This is a genomic window from Flavobacterium sp. (assembly GCF_036405015.1).
Lineage (GTDB): Bacteria > Bacteroidota > Bacteroidia > Flavobacteriales > Flavobacteriaceae > Flavobacterium.
On the sequence record NZ_DASWYK010000016.1, the window covers coordinates 22,621 to 44,627 of the forward strand.

Here is a 22,007-nt window from a genome sequence, read left to right on the forward strand (position 1 = left end):
CAAATTAACTTAACCCAGAAATCTAAATGAAAAAAACTGTTGTAGTTTTTCTTGTTATGTTGTCGCAAACTATTTTTAGTGCTTCAAAAATTACTGAAGTAGAAAAATTGACTGCAACCTGTAAAGTATGGGGTTTCTTAAAATATTACCATCCGAAAGTAGCCAACGGAGAATTCAATTGGGACAATCAGCTTTTGGAGAAATTACCTAAAATTGAAAAAGCGCAAACCAAAGAAGAGTTTTCATTAATTCTAGAAAATTGGATCGATGAACTTGGTCCAGTACAAGAAATTGCGCCAATTATTATTCCAAAAGAGGTTGAACTTTTCGACAAAAACTTCGATTTAAGCTGGTTTAATAATAAACTTTTTTCTAAAAAACTTTCTAAAAAATTGAAATTTATTGAAGACAATAGATTTCAAAATGAAGAAGAATTTGGTTATGGTTTTGACGGTTTTAAAAAACTAAAAAACTATTTTGATTTGGATTATAATAATAAGAATTCTAGACTGTTAATGCTTTTTGCGTACTGGAATTTAATTGAATATTATTTTCCTTATAAATATATAATGGATCAAAAATGGGACTTGAGTTTAGAACAAGCATTGCCAGAAGTCAGAAATGCTACAACTGAATATGATTTCTATATTGTATTAAAAAAATTGTCGACTAAACTTAACGACACGCATGTTGAATTTGTGCTTTATGGAGATTTTCCTAAAACCGGAATTACTACAGGACGTTATTTACCAGCAACAGGTAAAATAATTGATGATAAATTGGTTATTACGGAGATTTTAGCAGATAGTTTGGCTGAAGCAAATAACATTAAAATAGGAACTGTAATTACTAAAATCAACGATAAAACTATCAAAGAACTTGCGGAAGAAAAGAGAAATTTAATTTGCGCATCAAACGAGTCGTCTTATTTGGATAAAGCCGTAAAGAGAATTTTGACTAGCGAATCTGAGAATGTTAAAGTTGAATTTTTATCTGATGGTAAGTACGAAACAAGAGCAATGATATGGTCTGATTATCATGATTCTCACAGAAATGAATTTAAAAAAGGAGCGCTAAAAAAGAAAGATAAATTTAAACTTCTCGATAATAATATTGGTTATGTTGATATGGGTGTAATAAAATCAAAAAACATTCCAGACATGATTGATGCGCTTAAATCGACAAAAGCAATTGTTTTTGATATGAGAAATTATCCGAATGATACTTGGAAAGAGATTTCAGATTTTTTAAACGCTGAGGAAAAGAAATTTTGTGATTATACCGAACCATATTTAAAATATCCAGGGAAATATCAATGGATAGAAGGACGAAAAGCGGGTTTTGCAAACAAAGACAATTATAAAGGAAAAGTAATTGTTTTGCTTAATGAAGACGCTTTTAGTCAGTCAGAATGGACAGCGATGTGTTTTCAAACTGCTGATAATACTACAATTATTGGAAGTCAAACCGCAGGTACAGACGGAAATGCAATTGATATTGATTTCAAAGGATTTCATACCAGATATACGGGACTTGGAGTTTATTATCCGGATCGTAGACAAACCCAACGTGTAGGAATTGTACCCGATATTGAAGTAAAACCAACAATAAAAGGAATTCAAGCAGGAAAAGATGAGGTTTTGGAACGGGCTTTGCTATATATAGAAACAGGAAAGTAAAGCACAATTTGTAATCCTGAAGAACGAAGGACCACACTAGTTAATTTGCGGAAAAAATGGGGGTTTTCTTTGCGAAGCTACTTGTGAGGTTCTTCGTTCTTCAAGAAGACAAAAATTTAGTTTTTAATTTGTAAACCTTTGTCAAAGTTTTTAAGCTTTGGCAAAGGTTTTTGTTTTTAAGTCATCTCAAAAAAGTAAAAATCCGTTTTCATCAGCGTTCCATTTCATCCGGAATTGGTATTCTTTTAATATTGTCGTAATTTTGACCACTTTAAAATTACAAGCCTTGAATTCAACACCCATAATTACCGATACTCACACGCATTTATATTCTGAAGAATTTGATCAGGATCGTGACGAAATGATGGAACGTGCCATTGCTGCTGGAGTAACCCGTTTTTTTATTCCTGCAATAGATGCTGCGGCAACTCAGTCTATGTACGATTTAGAGAAAAATTATCCTGATAATGTGTTCTTAATGATGGGATTGCATCCTACTTATGTGAAAGATAATTATCTGGAAGAATTACAACATGTAGAAACTGAATTATCAAAACGAAAATTCTATGCAGTTGGCGAAATCGGGATCGATTTATATTGGGATAAAACACATTTAAAAGAGCAGCAAATCGCATTTAAAAGACAAATTCAGTTGGCAAAACAACACAAATTGCCTATTGTAATTCATTGCCGTGAAGCTTTTGATGAAATCTTTGAAGTATTAGAAGAAGAAAAATCTGAAGATTTATTTGGGATTTTTCATTGTTTTTCCGGAACTTTAGAACAAGCATTACAGGCAATTTCTTACAATATGAAATTAGGAATCGGAGGTGTTGTGACTTTTAAGAACGGAAAAATTGATCAGTTTTTAAATGAAATTGATTTAAAACACATCGTTCTGGAGACAGATTCACCTTATTTAGCCCCAATTCCATATAGAGGAAAAAGAAACGAAAGCAGTTATTTGGTCAATGTTATAGCCAAGTTAAGCAGTATTTATGGTGTTTCTGAAGAAGAAATCGCCACAATTACAACTCAAAATTCCAAAGACGTTTTTGGGATTTAACCTGTGCCTTACAAAACTTTAATTTTTTTTTTGTTCTTTTGCCCACTTAAAACCAATATAAATAATGCAGAGATTTGATGCCATTCGACCTTTTTATGATTCCGAAATAAATGAAGCACTTCATGGTGTTGTCAATCATCCGATGATGAAAACCATGATGAACTTTACTTTTCCGGATGTGGAAGATGAGGTTTGGAAGGAACAATTAAAGAAAACACACTCAATTCGTGATTTCCAATGCAATTTTATTTATAACACCATTCAAAAAGTGCTTGAAAAAAGCTCTGAAGGATTAACGACTTCAGGTTTTGAAAAATTGGAACCCAATACTTCTTATTTATTTATCTCAAATCATAGAGATATTCTTTTAGATACTACATTATTAAATGTTTGTTTGTTCGAACATGGTTTGGTAATGACAGCTTCTGCGATTGGAGATAATTTAGTACAAAAGGCCTTTTTAGCAACTTTAGCCAAATTAAACCGAAACTTCTTGGTTTTACGAGGATTAACACCTAGAGAAATGCTTCAAAGTTCTAAACTTTTGGCAGAATATATGGGACAGTTATTGCTTCGCGAAAATCGTTCGGTTTGGATTGCGCAAAGAGAAGGAAGAACGAAAGACGGAAATGACGAAACCAATCCAGGAGTTTTAAAAATGATCGGAATGGGTTCTGATGAAGAAGATTTAATGACTTATTTTAAGAAATTAAAAATTGTTCCAGTTTCTATTTCTTATGAATATGATCCAACAGACGTGTTGAAAATGCCACAATTAATGGCAGAAGCCAATAACGAAGTTTACGTTAAAGATAAAAACGAGGATTTCATGACCATTATAAGTGGTATCATGGGAACTAAAAAAAGAATACACATTTCAGTAGGCGATGTTTTAGATACAGAAATCGATCAGATCGTGGCTGAAAATGATAATGCAAACAAACAAGTTCAGGCTTTGGCACAGACTATTGATGATGTTATTTTGAAAAACTATCAATTATGGCCGACTAACTTTATCGCATACGATATTTTAAACGAAACAAATAAATTTGCTGACAAATACAAAGAGAGCGAAAAACAACTTTTTGAGCGTCGTTTAGAAATGCGTATCGGAAGCGATAACCCTATTACAAGACAAGGGTTTTTGGCCATGTATGCCAATCCTGTTGTCAATAAATTAAAATACCAAGATGTCATCTAAAGCTAAAATATTACTGATTTATACCGGAGGAACTATCGGTATGAGTAAAGACTTTGAGACTGGCGCACTTAAAGCTTTCAATTTCGGTAAATTAATACAGAAGATTCCAGAAATCAAACAATTGGATTGCGAAATCGAATCGATTTCATTTGAACATCCAATAGATTCTTCGAATATGAATCCTGAAATGTGGACTAAAATTGCCACTATTATTGAAGAAAGTTATGCTTCTTTCGACGGATTTGTAGTGCTTCACGGATCGGATACTATGTCCTATTCGGCTTCGGCATTGAGTTTTATGCTGGAAAATTTATCAAAACCAGTAGTATTTACAGGTTCGCAATTGCCAATTGGAGATTTGCGTACCGATGCAAAAGAAAACCTGATTACAGCGATTCAGATTGCTTCACTTTTAGAAAATGGAAAACCAGTTATTAACGAAGTATGTTTGTATTTTGAATACAAATTATATCGCGGAAACCGAACTTCTAAAGTAAATGCAGAACATTTTAGAGCTTTTACAGCACCCAATTATCCGGAATTAGTAGAATCTGGTGTTCATTTAAAATTGAATAAACATTTATTTCTACCTATAAATAAAGATGCAAAACTGATTGTTCACAAAAGGCTGGATAATCATGTAGCGATTATTAAAATGTTCCCTGGAATGAGCGAAATTGTTTTGGCTTCAATCCTTGCTACATCTGGTTTACGCGGAATTGTTCTGGAAACTTACGGTTCTGGAAATGCACCAACAGAAGAGTGGTTTTTAAACTTAATAGAAAAAGCCATCAAATCGGGAATGCACATTGTAAACGTAACACAATGCTCAGGTGGAAGCGTAAACATGGGACAGTACGAAACCAGTACAGCCTTAAAATCACTTGGAGTTATTTCTGGAAAAGATATTACTACAGAAGCAGCAATTACAAAATTGATGTATTTGCTAGGTCATAATATTCCTCAAAAAGGTTTTAAAGAGATTTTTGAAACGGCTTTGCGTGGGGAGATTTCTTAGAGTTAAATTCCAATTTTTTTAAATTGTTTCGCCTGTTCGCTATCGCTCGGGTCCAAATTCCAAATACTTTGCGGTTAGAACTTTGTCAAAGTTTCAAACTTTGACAAAGTTGAAGGGTACAGTTTGTATTAACGAGTTCTTATTTGCAAAATAACCAGTTTAATTAAATGAACTTATATCACTTATATGGTTCAAAAAGTAAAAAGTAAAATTTGAAATTTATTTTTTGGAATTTCCGTAAGGAACAGGGCAAGTCTCCAATTCATCTGAAGCTTTATGTTTTTTATAATACACATAAACAACAACAGAAATAATACAAATAATTCCCTGAATGGCAACGGTAGCTCTTACTCCAAGAGAGTGAGAAACATACCCAATAATTAGACTTCCAACAGGAATCATTCCCTGATACGCCATCATATAATAACTAATACTTCTGGAACGCATATTAACAGAACTGTGTGTTTGAATGTAAATATTGATAGATGAGGTTTGTCCCATCATTCCGATTCCGCTTAAAGTCATACAGATTAGAGCAATTGTTATGCTGCTTGAAATGGCTAGAATAATGACGCTGAAACCTAAAAGTAAACTTGCGGCAATCATCAATTTGCTCATGTTTTCAGCAGATTTTAGATTGGCTAAATAAATGGCAGATAAAACAGAACCAATTCCGGCAGCGCTTTCAAACCAGCTAAAAGTTTCGGCATTTCCTCTAAAAATATCTTTGGCGAAAACTGGCATCAAAGTGTTGAACGAAATTACAAACAAACTACTGCAGGTTAACATTAAAAGCATTCTCGCCATTTCGGTTTCTTTTTTTACATAATCCAGACCTTCAACTAAATCGTCCAGCATGTTTAATTTGTTTTCGGCTTTAATGTGCGGTGTAATTTTCATCATCATTAATGAAATCAAAACAGGAACATAACTAATGAAATTCCCAATAAAACAAATATCTTCACCATATTCGTGCAGAATGATTCCGGCAAGCGCAGGACCCGCGATACGTGCAAAATTGTTCAAAGTTGAGTTAAGTGCAACTGCATTCGGAAGATTTTCTTTATTGTCGACAATATCAATCATCATGGTCTGACGACAGGTCATATCAAAAGCATTGATAATTCCCTGAATAAGACTCAAAGCCAAAATAAAATTGATATTGTAGATTTTAAGATAAATAAGCAAAGCCAAAGTTCCTGCCTGAAGCATGGCAAGAGATTGTAAAAACAACATGGTTTTGTGTCTGTCATAACGACCAATAATACTTCCGGCTAATGGAGCCAGAAATAAAGAAGGAATCATACTTAAAAAAGTCGCTAATCCAAGCAAAAAAACAGATCCTGTTATACTGTAAACCATCCAGCTTACGGCCGTTTTTTGCATCCAGGTTCCAATAACAGAAACAGATTGACCGTAGAAAAATAACTTGAAATTTTTTGATTTTAACGCTTTAAACATGACTTGAAATTATTTGATACAAAGGTCGGGATTATGATTTCATTAGAAAAATTAATAATTTTACTTATAATAAGTATTAAAACTTATCAATATGGAAATCTATCAACTCGAATATTTTATTAAAACCGCTGAAGTTTTGCACTTTACCAAAGCGGCAGAATTGTGTTTTGTGACGCAATCGGGACTTTCGCAGCAAATTAAAAAACTGGAAGAAGAACTCGGAATGCCTTTGTTTAAGCGAATTGGTAAAAAAGTACAATTGACAGAAGCTGGTTCTGTTTTTTTAATTCATGCCAAAAAAGTAGTCGAAAATGTCGAAAATGGAAAACAGGCTATTGAAGATTTAAACGAAATGATTGGCGGAGAACTTAGAATTGGGGTTACCTATATTTTTGGTCTTTTAATTTTACCCGTTGTAAATACGTTCGCCAAAACCTACCAAAATCTAAGAATTATAGTAGAACATGGCACAACCGAAGTTTTGGAACAGAAATTACTGGCAAATGAATTAGATTTGGTTTTGGTAATTTCGTCGCATGAAATTGGGCCTCCAATTCAAAAAGTGTTTTTGTTTACATCCAATATGGTAATGGCAGTTGCTAAAACAAATTCTTTAGCGGTTTTAGAAAAAATGCCATTTAAAAAAATAGAAGAAGTACCATTGATTCTTCCCGGAAAAGGATCGAATTCTAGGGAATATGTTGAAATATTGTTTGCAAAACATCATATGAAACCGAAGATTTCTATAGAGTTAAATTCGATTAATGCCTTGCTGCAAATGGTAGAAAATAGTGACTGGGCAACAATTGTAGCAGAAAAGGCATTGAAAGGTTGGGAACATAGTCTTAAAGCGATTCAGATTACAGGAGTTGTGACCAAGCGCGATTCTTACATGTTAACGATCGGAGGTTATCAAAAAAAAGCGGTCAAACTATTTATGGAAGAATTCAGAAAAAGCATAAACGAATCTTAAATTTACTTTGTTAAACTCATTTTTTTTTGTGTTATTTGCAGACCAAATTAGAAAGGTGTCCGAGTGGTTTAAGGAGCTAGCCTGGAAAGCTAGTATATGGGTAACTGTATCGAGGGTTCGAATCCCTTCCTTTCTGCTAAAAATAAAAACCTCAGTTTACGCTGAGGTTTTTTTATGCTTGTAATTTTCTGTAATCTATTCAAAAACGATTTTTTTTGAAGATTTAGGAATTTTTACGATATGAAAAGGTTGTGCAACGTTTTGGATCACACTTAATTGTAGGTTTTCTATTTTAATGAAAATTTTACCAGAACGCATTGTGACCTTAGTAATATCTATCGTGGTTGCACTATTACTTTGCTTATAAAAGGCGACAATAAGTTGGAATTTAGAAAAATCTATATCAGTTTCTTTTAGAGACTCTTCAGTATGATACTTATCCGTTTCATTCATTTTTTTCTTTAAAGCTTCCCAAGTTATAAGATCTTTAATTACTATATTCTGTTGTTTAATAGTTGAACCGCGTAAAGCTCCTTGTCCAACTGATGTAAATGTAATATTTTCAGTTGTTTTATCGTTGTCGTCGTTTGAACAGCCGACAAATAAAAATATAGCTGCAATTAAAATTAGGTTTTTCATTTATTTAGGTTTGATGGTTACAAAATTAAAGAAATAATATGCTGTATTTTAATGAGATAGCGATATGGTGAAATGGTTGCGTTGTTGTGTCTAAAATTTTGTCAAATCAATTCTCGAACATCAAATAGTGTGGGAACTTGCAATGAAATAAAACGTCAATAGATTGAATTTAGAAATTCTCTCTATTTAATGAGTAGTTTTTTCTATTGGTGGATTTGCATAAAAAAAGAGATCTAAAAGATCTCTTTTCCATATTATTTTTAGGAATTATTTTCCATTCAACAATTTCTCCAGATATTCATTTTTTTCTTTTTCAGCTTGCAATAAACGTTCGTAAAGTTTTTTATTTTCCTCATAAACTTCAACCAATTTATCTAATGGATTGAATGTACAATGATTAGATTGCGGAGCAACAATACTTCCATTAATTTCATTATCGTAGATATTATTAAAATAATTAATCACATTTTCTTCAGAAAAGTTTTTAATTGCTTCAACAGTAACACCAAGTGCTTTTGCCACTTCTTTCAGTTTTTCGTCGTCTATGGTTTCGCTGTTTTCCATAGCAGAAATTGCTTGCTGATTTGTTCCTAAAGCTTGCGCCAATGCCTCTTGTTTCATGTCTTTCAATTCACGAATTCGGCTAATTTTGCGTCCTATGTGATATGGTTTTGTTGCTGTGCTCATCAATCAAAGGTATTTTAAAATTCTTAAAGAAAATAGATTTCAGTAAAAAACAGGTTCTTTTTTGTAAGATACGGTTTTCATTTTCTAAACAAAAGTAACGCTTTTCGAATGAGTTTTTATCGAAATAAAGATTATCTTTAAAGTAGTAAACAAATAATTCATGAGAATAATAATTGGTTTTACAATGGTTTTCCTTTTTTGTTCCTGCGCTTCATTTTCAGATAAAATGGTTAAGGATAACAAATCTCCCTTATTAGAAAATGATTTATCAAAGCTGGAAGGTAAATACGAACTGTTTCCAGACTTGAAGTATGATGAAAAAGGAAATGTTCAAACCATAGATTCTCAGGAATCTCGCTCGAGATATAACCTGAATTATTTCGTAAAGTCAGAAAAATCAAAAGTCGATTATTCAGATTCTTATAGTGTTGAGGTAAAACTTTTGAATAAAAACCTACTGCAGTTTATTACTAAAAAAGACAATGAAATAATGGAGAATGCCGAAGTAGGTGGCGAACTAAAAAACGGATTTTTCTACTTGGATAATAAATACCTAAAACGCAATGGAGTTCCATATCTTGCTGGCGGTTACGATAATCGTAAAACCAGAATCGGACTTTCTAAAGATAACGGACTTTTGGTGAATTATGCTTATGATAATTCTGGTGCTGTATTGTTTATGTTTTGGGCTGGATCTGCTTACAATCTGGGATTTCATTATAAAAAAATAGAATAATGTATCATTACTATTTTCGTCCCGGTTATAAGTCAGAAAATCTTTTGATTGAAGTTTTCGATGGCGCAGAAAATGAATCTTTTGTTCCAGATTTTGTTTCAGCCATAAGCGAAATACAGCCTAAAATTATAGAAGTTTCAGATTTATGGATGAATGATGAAATTCTACTCTCTTATGATTCTGAGATTGGACAATTTACACTTTCAAAAGACATTTGGGGTTTTGCTTTTATAATGGCCGAAAATAATCAGGATGGTTTAATCCGCATTAATTCGATATTGCAAAATTCGAAATGGTTTAAAAAAGTTGAGGTTGATTTCGAAAAGTACCGATAGCATTTTCTACAATCTGATCTCAAATAAACTAAAAAAACCTTCCTTATAATGTTCAGGTAATTCGTTTGTCCATTCTATAGTACTTATTCCTTTGTATTCAAAACCGCAGCTGGTAAATGATGAATCTTCAAAGATAAGCCTTTCGCGATCTTTAAGCAGTTGAAATATTTAATTTATGTTTTTTATTAAAGAGAAACCAGAATATATTTTGTCCTAAAAACATTGAAAACAACAAAAAGATAGTGCTGAAAAGTTATACTCAAAATACGGTTTCCCACATTATTTTATTCTAGAAATTATATATATTTGGCTCCTGTGTAATATAAATAACTTGATGGATTTACCTCCTTATTCGCCAGGATTGCATAAACTGGTTACTTTACAGGTCGACAAAACTTCGAAACTTACTGACAGTAGTGGTTTTGTTGCCGTTACGAATTCTATTTTAGAAAAATACGAACTTGAGAAGGTTGGGGCAGTGGTTCACGACTTTGAAAATGATAGTTTTACGATTTCGTACTGCCTAAAAGAATCACATATTTGTATACACACTTGGCCAGAATACAATCAGCTTACTTTAGATGTTTATTTGTGCAATTATCTTCAGGATAATTCGGCAAAAGTACGCGCCGTAATGACAGATTATGTGGCTTATTTTGAAGCAGAAATTATTAAAGATTTTGAAATTAACCGATAAGAGATGAAGATTCCTTGTTACGATTGTAATACAGAAACCGAATTAGAGGTTGGTTTTGAAGTAGTAAATTTTGTTTGTCCTAAATGTCACAGCGTATATGTACGTGATGATGAGGGACAATTTCGAAGAAGAAATAAATATACTAATATACTTCAAGATTATCCTCTAGAACTTGGCGATATTGGGTATTTGAAAGGAAGCGAATACAAGGTTACAGGTATTTTGAAGAAAAAAGTGAATCCAGATTTTACCTGGAATGAGTTTATTCTACAGAATGAAGCTAAAGAGTTTCTTTATTTATCGGTTTCGAATGGGCATTGGATGATGCTTACCGAAATGGAAAAAATGGATACACTAAAAAAAGGCATTAAAGTTCTAAATCATAATAATGAAAGATATGATTTATACGAACATTCAGATGCTCAAATTATAGATGCACAAGGTTTTTTTGATTTTGAACTTCGACCTAGATTAATTCATTTGGCCGAATTTATAAACCCACCCTATATTATTTCTATTGAAAAAATGAATAATGTAGAGACCGCTTTTCATGGCGAGTATGTGAGAAAAAGTGTCATCAAAAAAGCATTTCCTAAAAGAACAATGCCCTATCAGTCTGGAGCTGGAATGATTGAGCCTTCTAGATTTGATCTTACCAATACTGCTGTTATTTTCTGTTTCTTTGCCTTGCTGATTTTAACCGCAAACTGGTATATTTATAGAGATCAGGTGGAGCAAAAAGTTTTTGACAGTACTATTAAATTCAGCGAATTTGATCAAAAAGAAATGACCAGTCCATCGTTTGTGCTCAATGGCGCTTCGGCTCCTATGACGATTAATGTTTCGACGGGTGTCAATAATTCATGGGCCAACTTAAATATCGCTTTAATTAACGAAGACAACGGTAATGAAATTTATGCTAATAAAGATATAGAATACTATTATGGTAGTTCTGATGGAGAATCTTGGACAGAAGGTAGTCAGTCTGAGAAATTTAATATCTGTGGTGTAAAAGCGGGGAAATATCATCTTTCGATCACGCCGATGAAAGCTCCCGAAGATCTTTCAAATAGTACAATGAATGTAAGTGTAGTATGGAATCAGCCTTCAAACCGAAATGTTTGGCTGGTTATTATTGGTATGGTTGTGCTTTATTTTATAATACGATATGCTAGGAACGAATTTGAAAAAAAGAGATGGGCGGATAGTTCCTACTCGACTTACGGATAATTAATTATGAATAGAATTTCTAATTTCTTTACAAATAATTGGGCTCCGCTAGCAATTGGATTCTTTTGTTTTGGCGTTTACATCTATTTTGCCCTTGCAGGAAATAGAATTTGCGATTGCGAAACCACAGAAAAATACAGACCAACCAGCTCAGGAAGCCGTGCATCTTATAATCATTTTTACCACAAATAAAAACTTTAACAATATGGAATTAATTCACGCTCAGCCAATAGTAAATTCAATTATTTATTCTCTTTTAGGGATTGTGATCTTGCTAATTGGTTATTTTATTATCGAAAAACTGACTCCAGAAAATACCTGGAAAGAAGTGGTAGAAAAAAATAATGTTGCTGTTGCTATAGTTTTGGCAGCGTTTATCATTGGAATTTCCATGATTATTAGTGCCGCAATTCATGGGTAAAAAGTTTCTTAGGTTTGAATTTCTTTTACTCTTTGCCGTATTTATAATTGCCACCTGCGGACTAATTTACGAATTGGTTGCAGGAACGCTGGCGAGTTATTTATTAGGCGATTCGGTAAAACAATTTTCGTTTATTATTGGCGTGTACCTATTTTCGATGGGTATTGGCTCTTTTTTTTCAAAGTTTTTTCATAAAAATCTACTCAACACATTTGTAGAAATCGAAATTCTGGTCGGACTTATCGGAGGATTGAGTTCGGTGGTTTTGTTTCTATTATTTGAAAATGTTGGGTCATTTCAGTTCATTTTATATTTATTTGTTTTCGTAACCGGATTTTTAGTTGGTTTAGAGATTCCGCTTTTAATGAATATTTTAAAAGATAGAGTCGAATTCAAAGATCTGGTTTCGAATGTTTTTACATTTGATTATATCGGAGCATTATTGGCTTCAATCTTGTTTCCGTTGGTTTTGGTTCCGAAATTAGGAATCATGGGAACTTCTCTTTTCTTCGGAATGATTAATGTGAGTATTGCGATCGTTTTATGTTTTCTTTTGAAAAGAGAATTAAAAAACGTTTATTTTTTGAAAGCAAAAGCCGTTTTCTCATTTGTATTATTGCTTGGAGTTTTTGTTTTTTCGAATGACATTCTCGCGTATTCAGAAGGAAAGTTATACGGAGAAAATATCATTTATACCAATTCAACACCGTATCAGCGTATCGTTTTAACGCATAATAAGAGCGATTACAGACTTTATTTGAATAACAACTTACAATTTAGTTCGGCTGATGAATATCGTTATCACGAGGCTTTAGTGCATCCCGCAATGTCAATGGCAAAAAGTGTTAAACATGTTTTGGTTTTGGGCGGAGGTGATGGTTTGGCAGTTCGTGAAATCTTGAAATATAAAGACGTTGAAAAAGTAACTTTAGTCGATTTGGACGAAGGAATGACAAAGTTGTTTAAAACAAATACAGTTTTAACCAATTTCAATCAAAATTCGCTGAACAACCCTAAAGTTACCGTAATCAATACAGACGCCTACATTTGGGCAAAAAGCTGTAAAGAGCAGTTTGATGTTGCGATAATCGACTTTCCAGATCCGTCCAATTATAGTTTGGGGAAATTGTATTCGCTGAATTTTTATGAGACTATTAAAACTATTTTAAAACCAGATGCAGCGGTCGTAATTCAGACTACTTCGCCTTATTTTGCGCCAAAATCTTTTTGGTGTATCAATAAAACCGTGATGCAGGTTTTTCCGCAGGTCGATGCGTATCACGCCTATGTTCCGTCATTTGGAGAATGGGGTTATACGCTTGCCATAAATGGTTTTGGAACTACTTTTAATTCCGTAAACCGAAAAGCAGACAAATTGAAATTCTATAATTATCAATTTGACCGTTTCAATTATTTTACCAACGATATGATTTCGAATCAAGTTGAAATTAATCGTTTAGACAACCAGATTTTAGTACGTTATTTTGATGAAGAGTGGGGAAAATTGCAATAAATCCAGAAGAAATTTTATAAAAGGCGTTGGAGCTTCTTTGCTTTTAATTCCGTTTCTGCAGTTTTGTTCTGATAAAATTGCGGTGCTAATGATTCGTTTGTCTGGAACCAAACATTTGCTCGGACATCGTTTATGGATCAAGGATTTTCCAAAACCGACGAAACAAATTGAGATTCCGTATTTGATTGTTGGCGGTGGAATTTCGGGTTTGAGTGCAGCTCGACAATTTCAAAAAAGAGGAATTTCAGATTTTTTAATGGTAGAATTGGAAAATCATTTGGGAGGAAATTCTTCAAACGGAGAAAACAAATATTCGAAATATCCTTTGGGTGCGCATTATTTGCCTTTGCCGAATTTTCAGGACAAAGAATTGCTTCAATTTTTAGAAGAAGAAAAAATAATTCTGGGTTACAACGAAAAAGGATTTCCCATTTTTGATGAATTGCAATTGACTTTTGCACCAGATGAACGTTTGTTTTACAAAAACAATTGGCAGGAAGGCGTAGTGCCAAAAGAAGGAAATTTAATTTCGGATGATTTGGAGTTTAATAAATTCTTCAAACAAATGGATGTTTTTAGAACTTCTAAAGGAGAAGATCAAAAGTATTTATTTGATATTCCGATGTACCTTTCTTCAAAAGATGAAAAGACTAGATCTTTAGATAAAATCACAATGAAACAATGGTTTCAAGACAATCATTTTACTTCTGAGCCGCTGTTTAATTATATCGATTATTGCTGTAAAGACGATTTCGGTTTAGGAATTGAATACGTTTCGGCTTGGGCTGGAATTCATTATTTTGCAGGAAGAAAGCAAGATAGTACACCCGAAAAACATGATAGCGTTTTGACTTGGGCCGAAGGAAATGCCCGCTTGGCAACTCATCTGAAAAAATATACTAAAGATAAATCATTGCAGAATCATTTGGTTTATGAAGTGAAAATTGAAAATCAAAAAGTGGTGGCAAAAGCTTTTGACGATGCAACAAAAACGTCTGTTGAAATTGTTGCTGATAAAGTAATTATGGCTTCACCACAATTTGTAAATCAATATTTGATTCCAGATCGAAAAACGTTTATAAAAGATTTTCATTATACGCCTTGGCTCTTAGCGACTTTGATTGTCAATGATTTATCCGATAATTTTAGTTTTCCACTTTCGTGGGATAATGTCATTTACGATGCCAAAGGTTTGGGTTATGTTTACGATCAGCATCAGACTGTAAATCAGGTTCAGGATAAAAAAGTGATTACGTATTATTATAGTTTTTCATCTGGAGATTTAAGGAAAACCAGAAAAGAACTTTATAAAAAAGACAAAGAATATTGGAAACAATTTGTTCTAAATGATTTAAAAATCGCGCATCCCGATATTGAAGAATATACAGAAGATATTGAAGTTTTTCTTTTAGGTCACGGAATGATTTCGCCTGCGCCAGGATTTATTTTTGGTGAAGCAAAGAAACAAGCCAAACAAAATATTGAAAAGAAGATTTATTTCGCGCATACCGATTTATCTGGCATTTCTATTTTTGAAGAAGCTTTTCATCAAGGAATTAATATTGTAAATGAGATTTTAGATGGAACAACCGTGGATTCATAAAGCCAAAACCGATTTAACTTTTATCATCTGGCCCTCGTTTTTTGTATTGGCGATTATCTTTATTTTTCAGGATTATATTACTGAAATTGAGGGAAATTATTCTTTTTACACATGGCTTTTCCTGATTGTTTTTATTGATGTAGCACACGTTTATGCGACATTATTCAAAACGTATTTTGTTGCCGATGAATTTCAGAAACAGAAACGCAGATTGATTCTTTTGCCTCTTTTTTGTTTTGTTATCGGAATTGTGCTTTTCTCCTTTGGAAGTTTAGTATTTTGGTCGTTTTTGGCTTACGTCGCTGTTTTTCATTTCATCAGACAGCAATACGGATTCATGAGATTGTATGCGAGAAAAGAAGTAAAAACCAAAATCTCGGTTTGGATTGATAATTTAGCGATTTATGCTTCAACGGGATTTCCAATGCTGTATTGGTTTTTTTCGTCAAAGCGAAAGTTCAACTGGTTTGTAGAAAATGAGTTTTTTAGGTTTGAAAATCAATTGATTTTAGAAATTCTGTTTTGGATTTATATTGCAATTTTGATTTTGTATGTAGTTTATACTGTTGTGAAATCCATTCAAAATCGCTTTTTTAATATCCCGAAGAACAGTATTATTTTGGGAACTGCGCTGTCTTGGTATTTCGGAATCGTTTATTTTAATGACGATTTGATTTTTACTTTACTGAATGTAGTTTCGCATGGAATTCCATACATGGCTTTGGTTTATTTTAAAGAAATTGACGGGAAATCGGAAGTAGAATTGGGGCGTTTGTCTTTTTTAAAACAATGTAAAGGACTCTTGATTTACATTGGAATTCTTTTAATAATTGCCTTTTCGGAAGAATTTCTTTGGGAGCTTTTTGTCTGGAATGAAAACATCAGCGTGACGAATTTTGATTTTTCGAGCTGGCAGATTTTATTGGTTCCTTTGCTGACGGTTCCTCAGTTTACACATTATTTATTGGATGGTTTTATCTGGAAATCTAAAAAGTGATGTTTTTACTTCTAATAAAAATCAAAACTTCCAATCTAGCCCCGATAGGAGCGATATCCTTTTGTGTTGGGGTTCAACACAAAAGATATAGCGAATAGCGGGAGTAAACGTTGTTTTGAAAATGAATCTTCTGCTGCTGAAAATTAATTTTGTAAAGCTGTTCTAATTTTCGGCATCATTTTATCAACAAACATTTTATATGCGTTTTCGGAAGGATGCAAACCGTCTGATGCCACCAAACTTGGATTATTAAGTCCTTCGCGGGTTATTTCTGTAATCGATACAAATGCAATTTGATTGTTGTTACAGTAGTTTTCTGCAAAATTATTGTATTGGGTAATTTCTGCCGAAATTTTGTTGCTTTGATCTCCAGCAAGACTTTTTCCGTAAGGTGTGTAAGCGTAATCTGGAATAGAAATTACCACAACATTTTTTTTGTCACCTTTTGCAAGCATAATGGCTTTGTTGACCAATTCGGGGAATTGTTTCTCGTAAAGAGAAAAGTTTTTGTGCTGATATTGATTATTGACGCCAATTAAAAGCGTTACCAAATCATAATTAGATTCTGGTTTTTGAGATTCGATTGCCGAAAGTAAATCAGCTGTTGTCCAGCCCGTTGTAGCAATTATTTTGAGCGAAATAGTACTGGAATACATTGCGGTCAAACTTGTTTTGAGTTGTTCGGGAAAACGACAGGTAGCACAAACGCTTTGGCCAATTGTATAACTGTCTCCTAAGGCTAAATAATTTATAGAAGTTGCAATGGGAGGATTTGGCGTTACAGGCGGGTTTGTAACAGGTGGAGTAGTTGTAACAGGCGCAGGAGTATTTTCGTCTGAATTACAGCTCAGAAGAAACACAGAAAGGATAATAGTAACTATTTGTTTAAACTCTGATTTCATAATTTGTTTAAATTAATTGAGGTCGCTTTAAACAAATAGTTACGTGAAATATGTTGTTTTGGATTTTAAACCATTTCGGTTTTCATCAAGATATCTTCTTCGATGGCATTCCAAAGTCCGATACGTTTTTCTAGGGCAAGAATAGAAACTTCTTCTACTTCTTTCCATTTTTGTGCATCATCTTCACATAATTCTGTGATCATTTGCATGGCCATTGGTCCGTGTTCATCAGCATCCAGTTCGATATGTCTTTCAAAATAGTATAATAATTTTGTCAAATCGGTTTCTGGAAGGTTTTTCTGGAAATTTTTCAGAATTTGAGTAAACATACTCGGAATCAAATCTTCTCTTCCAAAAGTAAAGGCTGCTGCAATTTCGTGTGGTTTTCCTTCTTCGATTACTCTAAAAGTAAAATCAAGGAAAGCTTTTACATTTGGTTGCATTGGACTTTGTTTAATAGCAACAAATATATTATGAAGAGAATGTACTTCTGATAAGAAACTTAAAATTCCGGTTGTATTGGCGCCACAAGCTTCCATTGCTTCTAGATACATTTCGTAATGGCTTTGTCTTCTTCCGTCCAATGTTAAATCGGTTTCTTCTGCAAGAACAATTTCGTTGATTAAATATCGTGTATCTGGATTTTTAGTAGCAAACCAAGGTGTTGTAGTACAAGTAAGTTTGGCTTGTAATGCTTTTAATAAAGACATAAAATCCCAAACTGCAAAAACGTGGGTTTCAAGAAAACTATGCAGGTCGTCTATGCTTTGAATCTTATTGTATAAAGAATGGTTTAATAGTTGGTCTTTTTGTGGTTGGATGCTTTTGTTTATCGTTTCGATATTCATTTTTGGAAAAATTTTGATGCAAAGATAAAAAGCTTCTTTGTTAGAAGAAGCTTTTTAGATTGATTTTGTATATATTTTAATAATTATCAATTATTTAAATGCTGGAATTCCGGTTACATCCATTCCGGTAATCAATAAATGTATGTCATGAGTTCCTTCGTAAGTAATAACACTTTCAAGGTTCATCATGTGGCGCATAATTGAGTATTCGCCAGTAATTCCCATACCTCCGAGCATTTGTCTGGCTTCACGAGCGATGTTAATTGCCATGTTTACGTTGTTGCGTTTTGCCATCGAAATTTGTGCAGTTGTAGCTTTGCCTTCGTTTCTCAAAACACCTAAACGCCAGGTTAATAATTGTGCTTTTGTGATTTCGGTAATCATTTCGGCTAATTTTTTTTGCTGTAATTGTGTTCCTCCAATTGGTTTTCCAAACTGAATTCTTTCTTTAGAATATCTTAAAGCCGTATCATAACAATCCATTGCGGCACCAATTGCTCCCCAGGCAATTCCGTAACGAGCTGAATCTAAACAACCAAGTGGAGCTCCAAGACCAGATTTATTTGGTAAAAGATTTTCTTTTGGTACTTTTACATTATCGAAAATTAATTCGCCGGTTGCAGAGGCGCGAAGTGACCATTTATTGTGTGTTTCTGGAGTTGTAAAACCTTCCATACCACGCTCTACAATTAAACCGTGAATTCTTCCTTCTTCATTTTTAGCCCAGACAATAGCAATATCAGCAAAAGGTGCATTTGAAATCCACATTTTGGCACCATTTAAAAGATAATGATCTCCCATATCTTTAAAATTGGTAATCATACTTCCAGGATCAGAACCGTGATCTGGTTCGGTTAAACCAAAACAACCAATAAATTCTCCTGTTGCCAGTTTTGGAAGGTATTTCATTCTTTGTTCTTCATTTCCATATTTCCAAATTGGATACATAACTAATGAAGATTGGACAGATGACGTAGATCGAACACCAGAATCACCTCTTTCGATTTCCTGCATGATTAAACCGTAAGAAATTTGATCTAATCCTGCGCCGCCATATTCAACTGGAATATACGGTCCAAAACCACCAATTTCTCCGAGACCTTTAATAATTTGTTTCGGGAATTCAGCTTTTTGAGCATATTCTTCTATTATAGGAGAAACTTCTTTTTTTACCCACGCACGAGCAGATTCGCGAACCAATTTATGTTCATCGGATAGTAAATCGTCTAAGTTATAGTAATCTGGAGATTGAAATAGGTCTGGTTTCATGTTTTTAATTTTTAACAAAACAAATTTACACAATAAAAATATAACAAATACATGTTATTTTGTTATATTTATTTATGTCAAAAATAAAATTAATAGGAATTTGGCAAATAAATTGTAGTTTATTGATAATTTATAGACTATTTTTGAATACCAAAACTAAATTAAATGAGGCTGATCATCTCTTTTTTATTTTTATTCGTACTTAATACTAGTATGGCTCAACCTACAAAAGAGCTTACTGAACAGGAGTATTTAGATCTGCAAGATAAGATTCGCTTCGCCATAAATGGAGATTTCGATGAGGGATTGTCATATCTTGAAAAATTATACCAATCAAAAAATGAGGAGCGACTAGCATTTGCTTATTCTGCTGGATCCTATTTATATCAATTAAAAGGTGACGTAGTTAAGTCTGATCACAGATATGAAGAGGCATTAAAGCATTTACAGAAAATTCCGGAATCGGATAGGAAAACAAAACTTCATTCTTATATATGTAATTACAGAGGATTGACTTATTGGAAACGTGGTAACTATGGTAAAGCTCTTAGTAATTATCAGGAAGGAATTAAATTATCGACCAAGATTAATGATGTAATTCAGATTGTAAAATTTAAAGCCAATATTGCATTACTAAATGAAGGTGTTGGAAATTATCAATTATCAATTAAAATTTTAAGACAGAATGATGCTTTTTTGGACAAAAATGAAAATCTCTATGAAAAAGAGCAGTTTCAGAATTCAAAAAGTAATACTTATACCAATTTAGGTAACTGTTATGAAGGATATTATTCCAAAAACAGAGATAAAGTTGAACTTTTAGACTCTGCCGAATATTTTTATAAAAAAGCAATCTCTTATTCTGATAAATTTATTGATAATAAAATTACTTCCAAATTAAGCTTAGGAAACATCTATCTGTTTAAAAAAGATTTTGATAGTGCCGAAAAGATCTATTACGATATCTCATTTTATTCTAAGCAAACCAATAACGAATCGTTGTTTCAGATCGCAAGTTATAATTTGGGAGATCTGTATTATTCTCTTAAAAAATATGACAGAGCACTTATTTTCTTAAAAAAGGTAGATTCTATTAGTGTAAAAAACAAAACTATTGATAATAGCTATTTTAAGTCAAATTATATTCAGGCAAAAATTTATAGTATTAAGAACGAACCAGAACTTGCCTACAAACACTCCAAATTATATTTGGATTCATATGAAAAATATGAAGGAAATATGAGAGAAGAAGCTCTGGATGTTAACTATAAACTTGGTACAGCTGACTTAAGTGATGAAATGTTAAGTGTACAAGAAAAGTATAAATATGAGGTATTCTGGAATAAAGCTTTAAAAATATTTTACGTAATTCTTGTAATAGGAATTATCTTCTTCCTGATTAAAAATATTAGAGATAAAAATAAAGCTCAGAAGAAAATGAATGCTTTAATAGAAGAATTTAAAGCAAATCTGGAGAAAAAAGAACTTGAAAAAGCTGAAATTGAGAAAACACAACAGGAAATACCTGTAGTTGAAATTGCTGAACTTGAAGATGTTCAGCTCAAAAAAGAAAATGCTAATTTGAGTATTGACGAGGCTAAAGAAAATAAAATCGTAGAGAAATTATTAGCACTTGAAGAAAAATTAGAATACCTCAATGCAGATTTTACGCTTTCGTACGCTGCTAAGAAAATAAAAACCAACACGACTTATTTGTCTTACGTAGTAAATAAAAGATTTGGAAAATCTTTTGGAGAATACTCTAACGAATTAAAAATAAATTATGTAATTAATCAAATGATTACGAATCATCTGTATAGAAAATATTCAACCCAGGCTATTGCTGAAAGTGTAGGGTTTAAAAATGCTGTTTCTTTTGCAAAATCATTTCGCAAAAGAACTGGAGTATCTCCAGCTCAATTTGCGAATAATATATAGGTAAGAAAAAATCAAGGATTTCCGTTTCCACCATTGTTTTTTCTTGGATCATTAGGATCTATGTCGTCACCACCGCCAATAATTGTTTTTTGCTCTTTTTTAGAGATTGTTTCTGTTTGGAAATCTTTGAATGTGAATATTTTAGTTTTCATGATTTTAAATTTTTTGGATTAGCTTTTCAGTAAGTTTTCTTTCGATTGGTAATTAACCGTTTCCGTTTCCACCATTGTTTTTTCTTGGATCATTAGGATCTATGTCGTCACCACCGCCAATAATTGTTTTTTGCTCTTTTCTAGAGATTGTTTCTGCTTGGAAATCTTTGAATGTGAATATTTTAGTTTTCATGGATTTTAATTTTTTTGGATGAGATTTTCTTTATGTTTTTATTTCAATTGGTGATTAACCGTTTCCGTTTCCACCATTATTTTTTCTTGGGTCATTAGGATCTATATCGTCACCACCGCCAATAATTGTTTTTTGCTCTTTTCTAGAAATTGTTTCTGTTTGGAAATCTTTGAATGTGAATATTTTAGTTTTCATGATTTAAATTTTTTTGGATGAGATTTTCTTTATGTTTTTATTTCAATTGGTGATTAACCGTTTCCGTTTCCGCCATTGTTTTTTCTTGGATCATTAGGATCGGTATCATTTCCACCGCCAATAATTATTTTTTGCTCTTTTCTAGAAATTGTTTCTGTTTGGAAATCTTTGAATGTGAATATTTTAGTTTTCATGATTTAAATTTTTTTGGATGAGATTTTCTTTATGTTTTTATTTCAATTGGTGATTAACCG

At 32.7% G+C, this 22,007-nt stretch carries 25 protein-coding genes and 1 tRNA gene; 16 read left to right on the forward strand and 10 right to left on the reverse strand.

What is annotated here, in order from left to right; genetic code table 11:
• The first annotated feature begins 26 nt into the window (after positions 1 to 26).
• The 4 genes from VGE71_RS01635 (at position 27) to VGE71_RS01650 (ending at position 4,964) form a co-directional block, all read left to right on the forward strand.
• A complete protein-coding gene (locus VGE71_RS01635; protein WP_144215966.1) occupies positions 27 to 1,679 on the forward strand; it encodes a S41 family peptidase in 1,653 nt (550 codons plus the stop codon).
• Between the two features lie 286 nt (positions 1,680 to 1,965).
• Positions 1,966 to 2,745, forward strand: a complete 780-nt coding sequence (locus VGE71_RS01640) for a TatD family hydrolase (RefSeq protein WP_331136740.1) — start codon at positions 1,966 to 1,968, stop codon at positions 2,743 to 2,745.
• Positions 2,746 to 2,809: 64 nt separating this feature from the next.
• Positions 2,810 to 3,946: a 1-acyl-sn-glycerol-3-phosphate acyltransferase gene (locus VGE71_RS01645; RefSeq protein WP_144215964.1), complete on the forward strand. Its 1,137-nt coding sequence runs from the start codon at positions 2,810 to 2,812 to the stop codon at positions 3,944 to 3,946.
• Positions 3,936 to 4,964, forward strand: coding sequence for an asparaginase (locus tag VGE71_RS01650; protein WP_331136741.1), 1,029 nt, complete (start codon positions 3,936 to 3,938; stop codon positions 4,962 to 4,964). The genes VGE71_RS01645 and VGE71_RS01650 overlap by 11 nt, the downstream gene beginning before the upstream one ends.
• A 219-nt stretch (positions 4,965 to 5,183) precedes the next feature.
• Here VGE71_RS01650 and VGE71_RS01655 read toward each other — a convergent pair whose 3' ends face one another.
• Entirely contained in the window at positions 5,184 to 6,425 is a 1,242-nt protein-coding gene (locus tag VGE71_RS01655; protein ID WP_331136742.1) for an MFS transporter, read from the reverse strand.
• A 91-nt stretch (positions 6,426 to 6,516) separates the two neighbouring features.
• Between VGE71_RS01655 and VGE71_RS01660 the strand changes: the two genes are divergently transcribed.
• Together VGE71_RS01660 and VGE71_RS01665 are read left to right on the forward strand one after the other, a co-directional pair.
• Positions 6,517 to 7,398 carry a LysR family transcriptional regulator gene (locus tag VGE71_RS01660; RefSeq protein ID WP_331136743.1) on the forward strand — a complete coding sequence of 294 codons (882 nt, stop codon included), beginning with the start codon at positions 6,517 to 6,519 and terminating at the stop codon, positions 7,396 to 7,398.
• Positions 7,399 to 7,447: 49 nt separating this feature from the next.
• Positions 7,448 to 7,534, forward strand: a tRNA-Ser gene (locus VGE71_RS01665).
• 59 nt (positions 7,535 to 7,593) lie between these two features.
• Here the strand turns inward: VGE71_RS01665 and VGE71_RS01670 are convergent.
• A complete protein-coding gene (locus tag VGE71_RS01670; protein ID WP_331136744.1) occupies positions 7,594 to 8,037 on the reverse strand; it encodes a hypothetical protein in 444 nt (147 codons plus the stop codon).
• A 267-nt stretch (positions 8,038 to 8,304) separates the two neighbouring features.
• On the reverse strand, positions 8,305 to 8,724 hold the full coding sequence (locus tag VGE71_RS01675; protein WP_331136745.1) for a helix-turn-helix transcriptional regulator: 420 nt from the start codon (positions 8,722 to 8,724) through the stop codon (positions 8,305 to 8,307).
• A gap of 160 nt (positions 8,725 to 8,884) precedes the next feature.
• Between VGE71_RS01675 and VGE71_RS01680 the strand changes: the two genes are divergently transcribed.
• The 9 genes from VGE71_RS01680 (at position 8,885) to VGE71_RS01720 (ending at position 16,256) form a co-directional block, all read left to right on the forward strand.
• Positions 8,885 to 9,460: a hypothetical protein gene (locus VGE71_RS01680; protein WP_331136746.1), complete on the forward strand. Its 576-nt coding sequence runs from the start codon at positions 8,885 to 8,887 to the stop codon at positions 9,458 to 9,460.
• Positions 9,460 to 9,795: a hypothetical protein gene (locus tag VGE71_RS01685; protein WP_331136747.1), complete on the forward strand. Its 336-nt coding sequence runs from the start codon at positions 9,460 to 9,462 to the stop codon at positions 9,793 to 9,795. The genes VGE71_RS01680 and VGE71_RS01685 overlap by 1 nt, the downstream gene beginning before the upstream one ends.
• A gap of 334 nt (positions 9,796 to 10,129) precedes the next feature.
• Positions 10,130 to 10,492: an S-adenosylmethionine decarboxylase gene (locus VGE71_RS01690; RefSeq protein WP_331136748.1), complete on the forward strand. Its 363-nt coding sequence runs from the start codon at positions 10,130 to 10,132 to the stop codon at positions 10,490 to 10,492.
• Positions 10,493 to 10,495: 3 nt separating this feature from the next.
• A complete protein-coding gene (locus VGE71_RS01695) occupies positions 10,496 to 11,722 on the forward strand; it encodes a DUF4178 domain-containing protein (protein ID WP_331136749.1) in 1,227 nt (408 codons plus the stop codon).
• 6 nt (positions 11,723 to 11,728) lie between these two features.
• The gene (locus VGE71_RS01700) at positions 11,729 to 11,914 is read left to right on the forward strand and encodes a hypothetical protein (RefSeq protein ID WP_331136750.1); all 186 of its coding nucleotides are present in this window, start codon (positions 11,729 to 11,731) and stop codon (positions 11,912 to 11,914) included.
• Positions 11,915 to 11,927: 13 nt separating this feature from the next.
• The gene (locus VGE71_RS01705; protein ID WP_223707051.1) at positions 11,928 to 12,143 is read left to right on the forward strand and encodes a DUF350 domain-containing protein; all 216 of its coding nucleotides are present in this window, start codon (positions 11,928 to 11,930) and stop codon (positions 12,141 to 12,143) included.
• Complete coding sequence (locus tag VGE71_RS01710) at positions 12,136 to 13,656, forward strand: polyamine aminopropyltransferase (RefSeq protein WP_331136751.1); 1,521 nt, start codon at positions 12,136 to 12,138, stop codon at positions 13,654 to 13,656. Before VGE71_RS01705 ends, VGE71_RS01710 begins: the two co-directional genes overlap by 8 nt.
• A complete protein-coding gene (locus VGE71_RS01715) occupies positions 13,631 to 15,259 on the forward strand; it encodes an NAD(P)/FAD-dependent oxidoreductase (RefSeq protein ID WP_331136752.1) in 1,629 nt (542 codons plus the stop codon). Before VGE71_RS01710 ends, VGE71_RS01715 begins: the two co-directional genes overlap by 26 nt.
• Positions 15,237 to 16,256, forward strand: a complete 1,020-nt coding sequence (locus tag VGE71_RS01720; RefSeq protein ID WP_331136753.1) for a hypothetical protein — start codon at positions 15,237 to 15,239, stop codon at positions 16,254 to 16,256. Before VGE71_RS01715 ends, VGE71_RS01720 begins: the two co-directional genes overlap by 23 nt.
• A 143-nt stretch (positions 16,257 to 16,399) precedes the next feature.
• Here the strand turns inward: VGE71_RS01720 and VGE71_RS01725 are convergent, their stop codons facing one another.
• The 3 genes from VGE71_RS01725 to VGE71_RS01735 form a co-directional block, all read right to left on the reverse strand.
• Positions 16,400 to 17,158, reverse strand: coding sequence for an SGNH/GDSL hydrolase family protein (locus tag VGE71_RS01725; protein ID WP_331136754.1), 759 nt, complete (start codon positions 17,156 to 17,158; stop codon positions 16,400 to 16,402).
• Between the two features lie 65 nt (positions 17,159 to 17,223).
• Entirely contained in the window at positions 17,224 to 18,006 is a 783-nt protein-coding gene (locus VGE71_RS01730; RefSeq protein WP_331136755.1) for a DUF3050 domain-containing protein, read from the reverse strand.
• A gap of 90 nt (positions 18,007 to 18,096) precedes the next feature.
• Positions 18,097 to 19,275, reverse strand: coding sequence for an acyl-CoA dehydrogenase family protein (locus VGE71_RS01735; RefSeq protein ID WP_144215928.1), 1,179 nt, complete (start codon positions 19,273 to 19,275; stop codon positions 18,097 to 18,099).
• A gap of 165 nt (positions 19,276 to 19,440) precedes the next feature.
• Here VGE71_RS01735 and VGE71_RS01740 point away from each other — a divergent pair, with 165 nt between their 5' ends.
• Positions 19,441 to 21,213 carry an AraC family transcriptional regulator gene (locus tag VGE71_RS01740; protein ID WP_331136756.1) on the forward strand — a complete coding sequence of 591 codons (1,773 nt, stop codon included), beginning with the start codon at positions 19,441 to 19,443 and terminating at the stop codon, positions 21,211 to 21,213.
• A gap of 11 nt (positions 21,214 to 21,224) precedes the next feature.
• On the opposite strand, the gene VGE71_RS01745 is transcribed toward VGE71_RS01740, so the two are convergent.
• From VGE71_RS01745 to VGE71_RS01760, 4 genes are read right to left on the reverse strand one after another with little or no spacing between them, the layout of a single operon-like run.
• Positions 21,225 to 21,365, reverse strand: a complete 141-nt coding sequence (locus VGE71_RS01745; protein WP_331136757.1) for an rSAM-modified peptide — start codon at positions 21,363 to 21,365, stop codon at positions 21,225 to 21,227.
• Positions 21,366 to 21,417: 52 nt separating this feature from the next.
• Positions 21,418 to 21,558 (reverse strand): rSAM-modified peptide, encoded by a 141-nt coding sequence (locus VGE71_RS01750; protein ID WP_331136758.1) that lies wholly within the window; start codon positions 21,556 to 21,558, stop codon positions 21,418 to 21,420.
• 54 nt (positions 21,559 to 21,612) lie between these two features.
• A complete protein-coding gene (locus VGE71_RS01755) occupies positions 21,613 to 21,753 on the reverse strand; it encodes an rSAM-modified peptide (RefSeq protein WP_331136759.1) in 141 nt (46 codons plus the stop codon).
• Between the two features lie 53 nt (positions 21,754 to 21,806).
• Positions 21,807 to 21,947, reverse strand: coding sequence for an rSAM-modified peptide (locus VGE71_RS01760; protein WP_331136760.1), 141 nt, complete (start codon positions 21,945 to 21,947; stop codon positions 21,807 to 21,809).
• Positions 21,948 to 22,007 lie beyond the last annotated feature (60 nt).

Bases quoted from the DNA above. Each gene is read 5' to 3' on its own strand.
- VGE71_RS01635 (WP_144215966.1), top strand. From the start codon at position 27: ATGAAAAAAACTGTTGTAGTTTTTCTTGTTATGTTGTCGCAAACTATT.
- VGE71_RS01645 (WP_144215964.1), top strand. From the start codon at position 2,810: ATGCAGAGATTTGATGCCATTCGACCTTTTTATGATTCCGAAATAAAT.
- VGE71_RS01650 (WP_331136741.1), top strand. From the start codon at position 3,936: ATGTCATCTAAAGCTAAAATATTACTGATTTATACCGGAGGAACTATC.
- VGE71_RS01655 (WP_331136742.1), bottom strand. From the start codon at position 6,425: ATGTTTAAAGCGTTAAAATCAAAAAATTTCAAGTTATTTTTCTACGGT.
- VGE71_RS01660 (WP_331136743.1), top strand. From the start codon at position 6,517: ATGGAAATCTATCAACTCGAATATTTTATTAAAACCGCTGAAGTTTTG.
- VGE71_RS01670 (WP_331136744.1), bottom strand. From the start codon at position 8,037: ATGAAAAACCTAATTTTAATTGCAGCTATATTTTTATTTGTCGGCTGT.
- VGE71_RS01675 (WP_331136745.1), bottom strand. From the start codon at position 8,724: ATGAGCACAGCAACAAAACCATATCACATAGGACGCAAAATTAGCCGA.
- VGE71_RS01680 (WP_331136746.1), top strand. From the start codon at position 8,885: ATGAGAATAATAATTGGTTTTACAATGGTTTTCCTTTTTTGTTCCTGC.
- VGE71_RS01685 (WP_331136747.1), top strand. From the start codon at position 9,460: ATGTATCATTACTATTTTCGTCCCGGTTATAAGTCAGAAAATCTTTTG.
- VGE71_RS01690 (WP_331136748.1), top strand. From the start codon at position 10,130: ATGGATTTACCTCCTTATTCGCCAGGATTGCATAAACTGGTTACTTTA.
- VGE71_RS01695 (WP_331136749.1), top strand. From the start codon at position 10,496: ATGAAGATTCCTTGTTACGATTGTAATACAGAAACCGAATTAGAGGTT.
- VGE71_RS01700 (WP_331136750.1), top strand. From the start codon at position 11,729: ATGAATAGAATTTCTAATTTCTTTACAAATAATTGGGCTCCGCTAGCA.
- VGE71_RS01705 (WP_223707051.1), top strand. From the start codon at position 11,928: ATGGAATTAATTCACGCTCAGCCAATAGTAAATTCAATTATTTATTCT.
- VGE71_RS01710 (WP_331136751.1), top strand. From the start codon at position 12,136: ATGGGTAAAAAGTTTCTTAGGTTTGAATTTCTTTTACTCTTTGCCGTA.
- VGE71_RS01715 (WP_331136752.1), top strand. From the start codon at position 13,631: ATGAAGAGTGGGGAAAATTGCAATAAATCCAGAAGAAATTTTATAAAA.
- VGE71_RS01720 (WP_331136753.1), top strand. From the start codon at position 15,237: ATGGAACAACCGTGGATTCATAAAGCCAAAACCGATTTAACTTTTATC.
- VGE71_RS01725 (WP_331136754.1), bottom strand. From the start codon at position 17,158: ATGAAATCAGAGTTTAAACAAATAGTTACTATTATCCTTTCTGTGTTT.
- VGE71_RS01730 (WP_331136755.1), bottom strand. From the start codon at position 18,006: ATGAATATCGAAACGATAAACAAAAGCATCCAACCACAAAAAGACCAA.
- VGE71_RS01735 (WP_144215928.1), bottom strand. From the start codon at position 19,275: ATGAAACCAGACCTATTTCAATCTCCAGATTACTATAACTTAGACGAT.
- VGE71_RS01740 (WP_331136756.1), top strand. From the start codon at position 19,441: ATGAGGCTGATCATCTCTTTTTTATTTTTATTCGTACTTAATACTAGT.
- VGE71_RS01745 (WP_331136757.1), bottom strand. From the start codon at position 21,365: ATGAAAACTAAAATATTCACATTCAAAGATTTCCAAACAGAAACAATC.
- VGE71_RS01750 (WP_331136758.1), bottom strand. From the start codon at position 21,558: ATGAAAACTAAAATATTCACATTCAAAGATTTCCAAGCAGAAACAATC.
- VGE71_RS01755 (WP_331136759.1), bottom strand. From the start codon at position 21,753: ATGAAAACTAAAATATTCACATTCAAAGATTTCCAAACAGAAACAATT.
- VGE71_RS01760 (WP_331136760.1), bottom strand. From the start codon at position 21,947: ATGAAAACTAAAATATTCACATTCAAAGATTTCCAAACAGAAACAATT.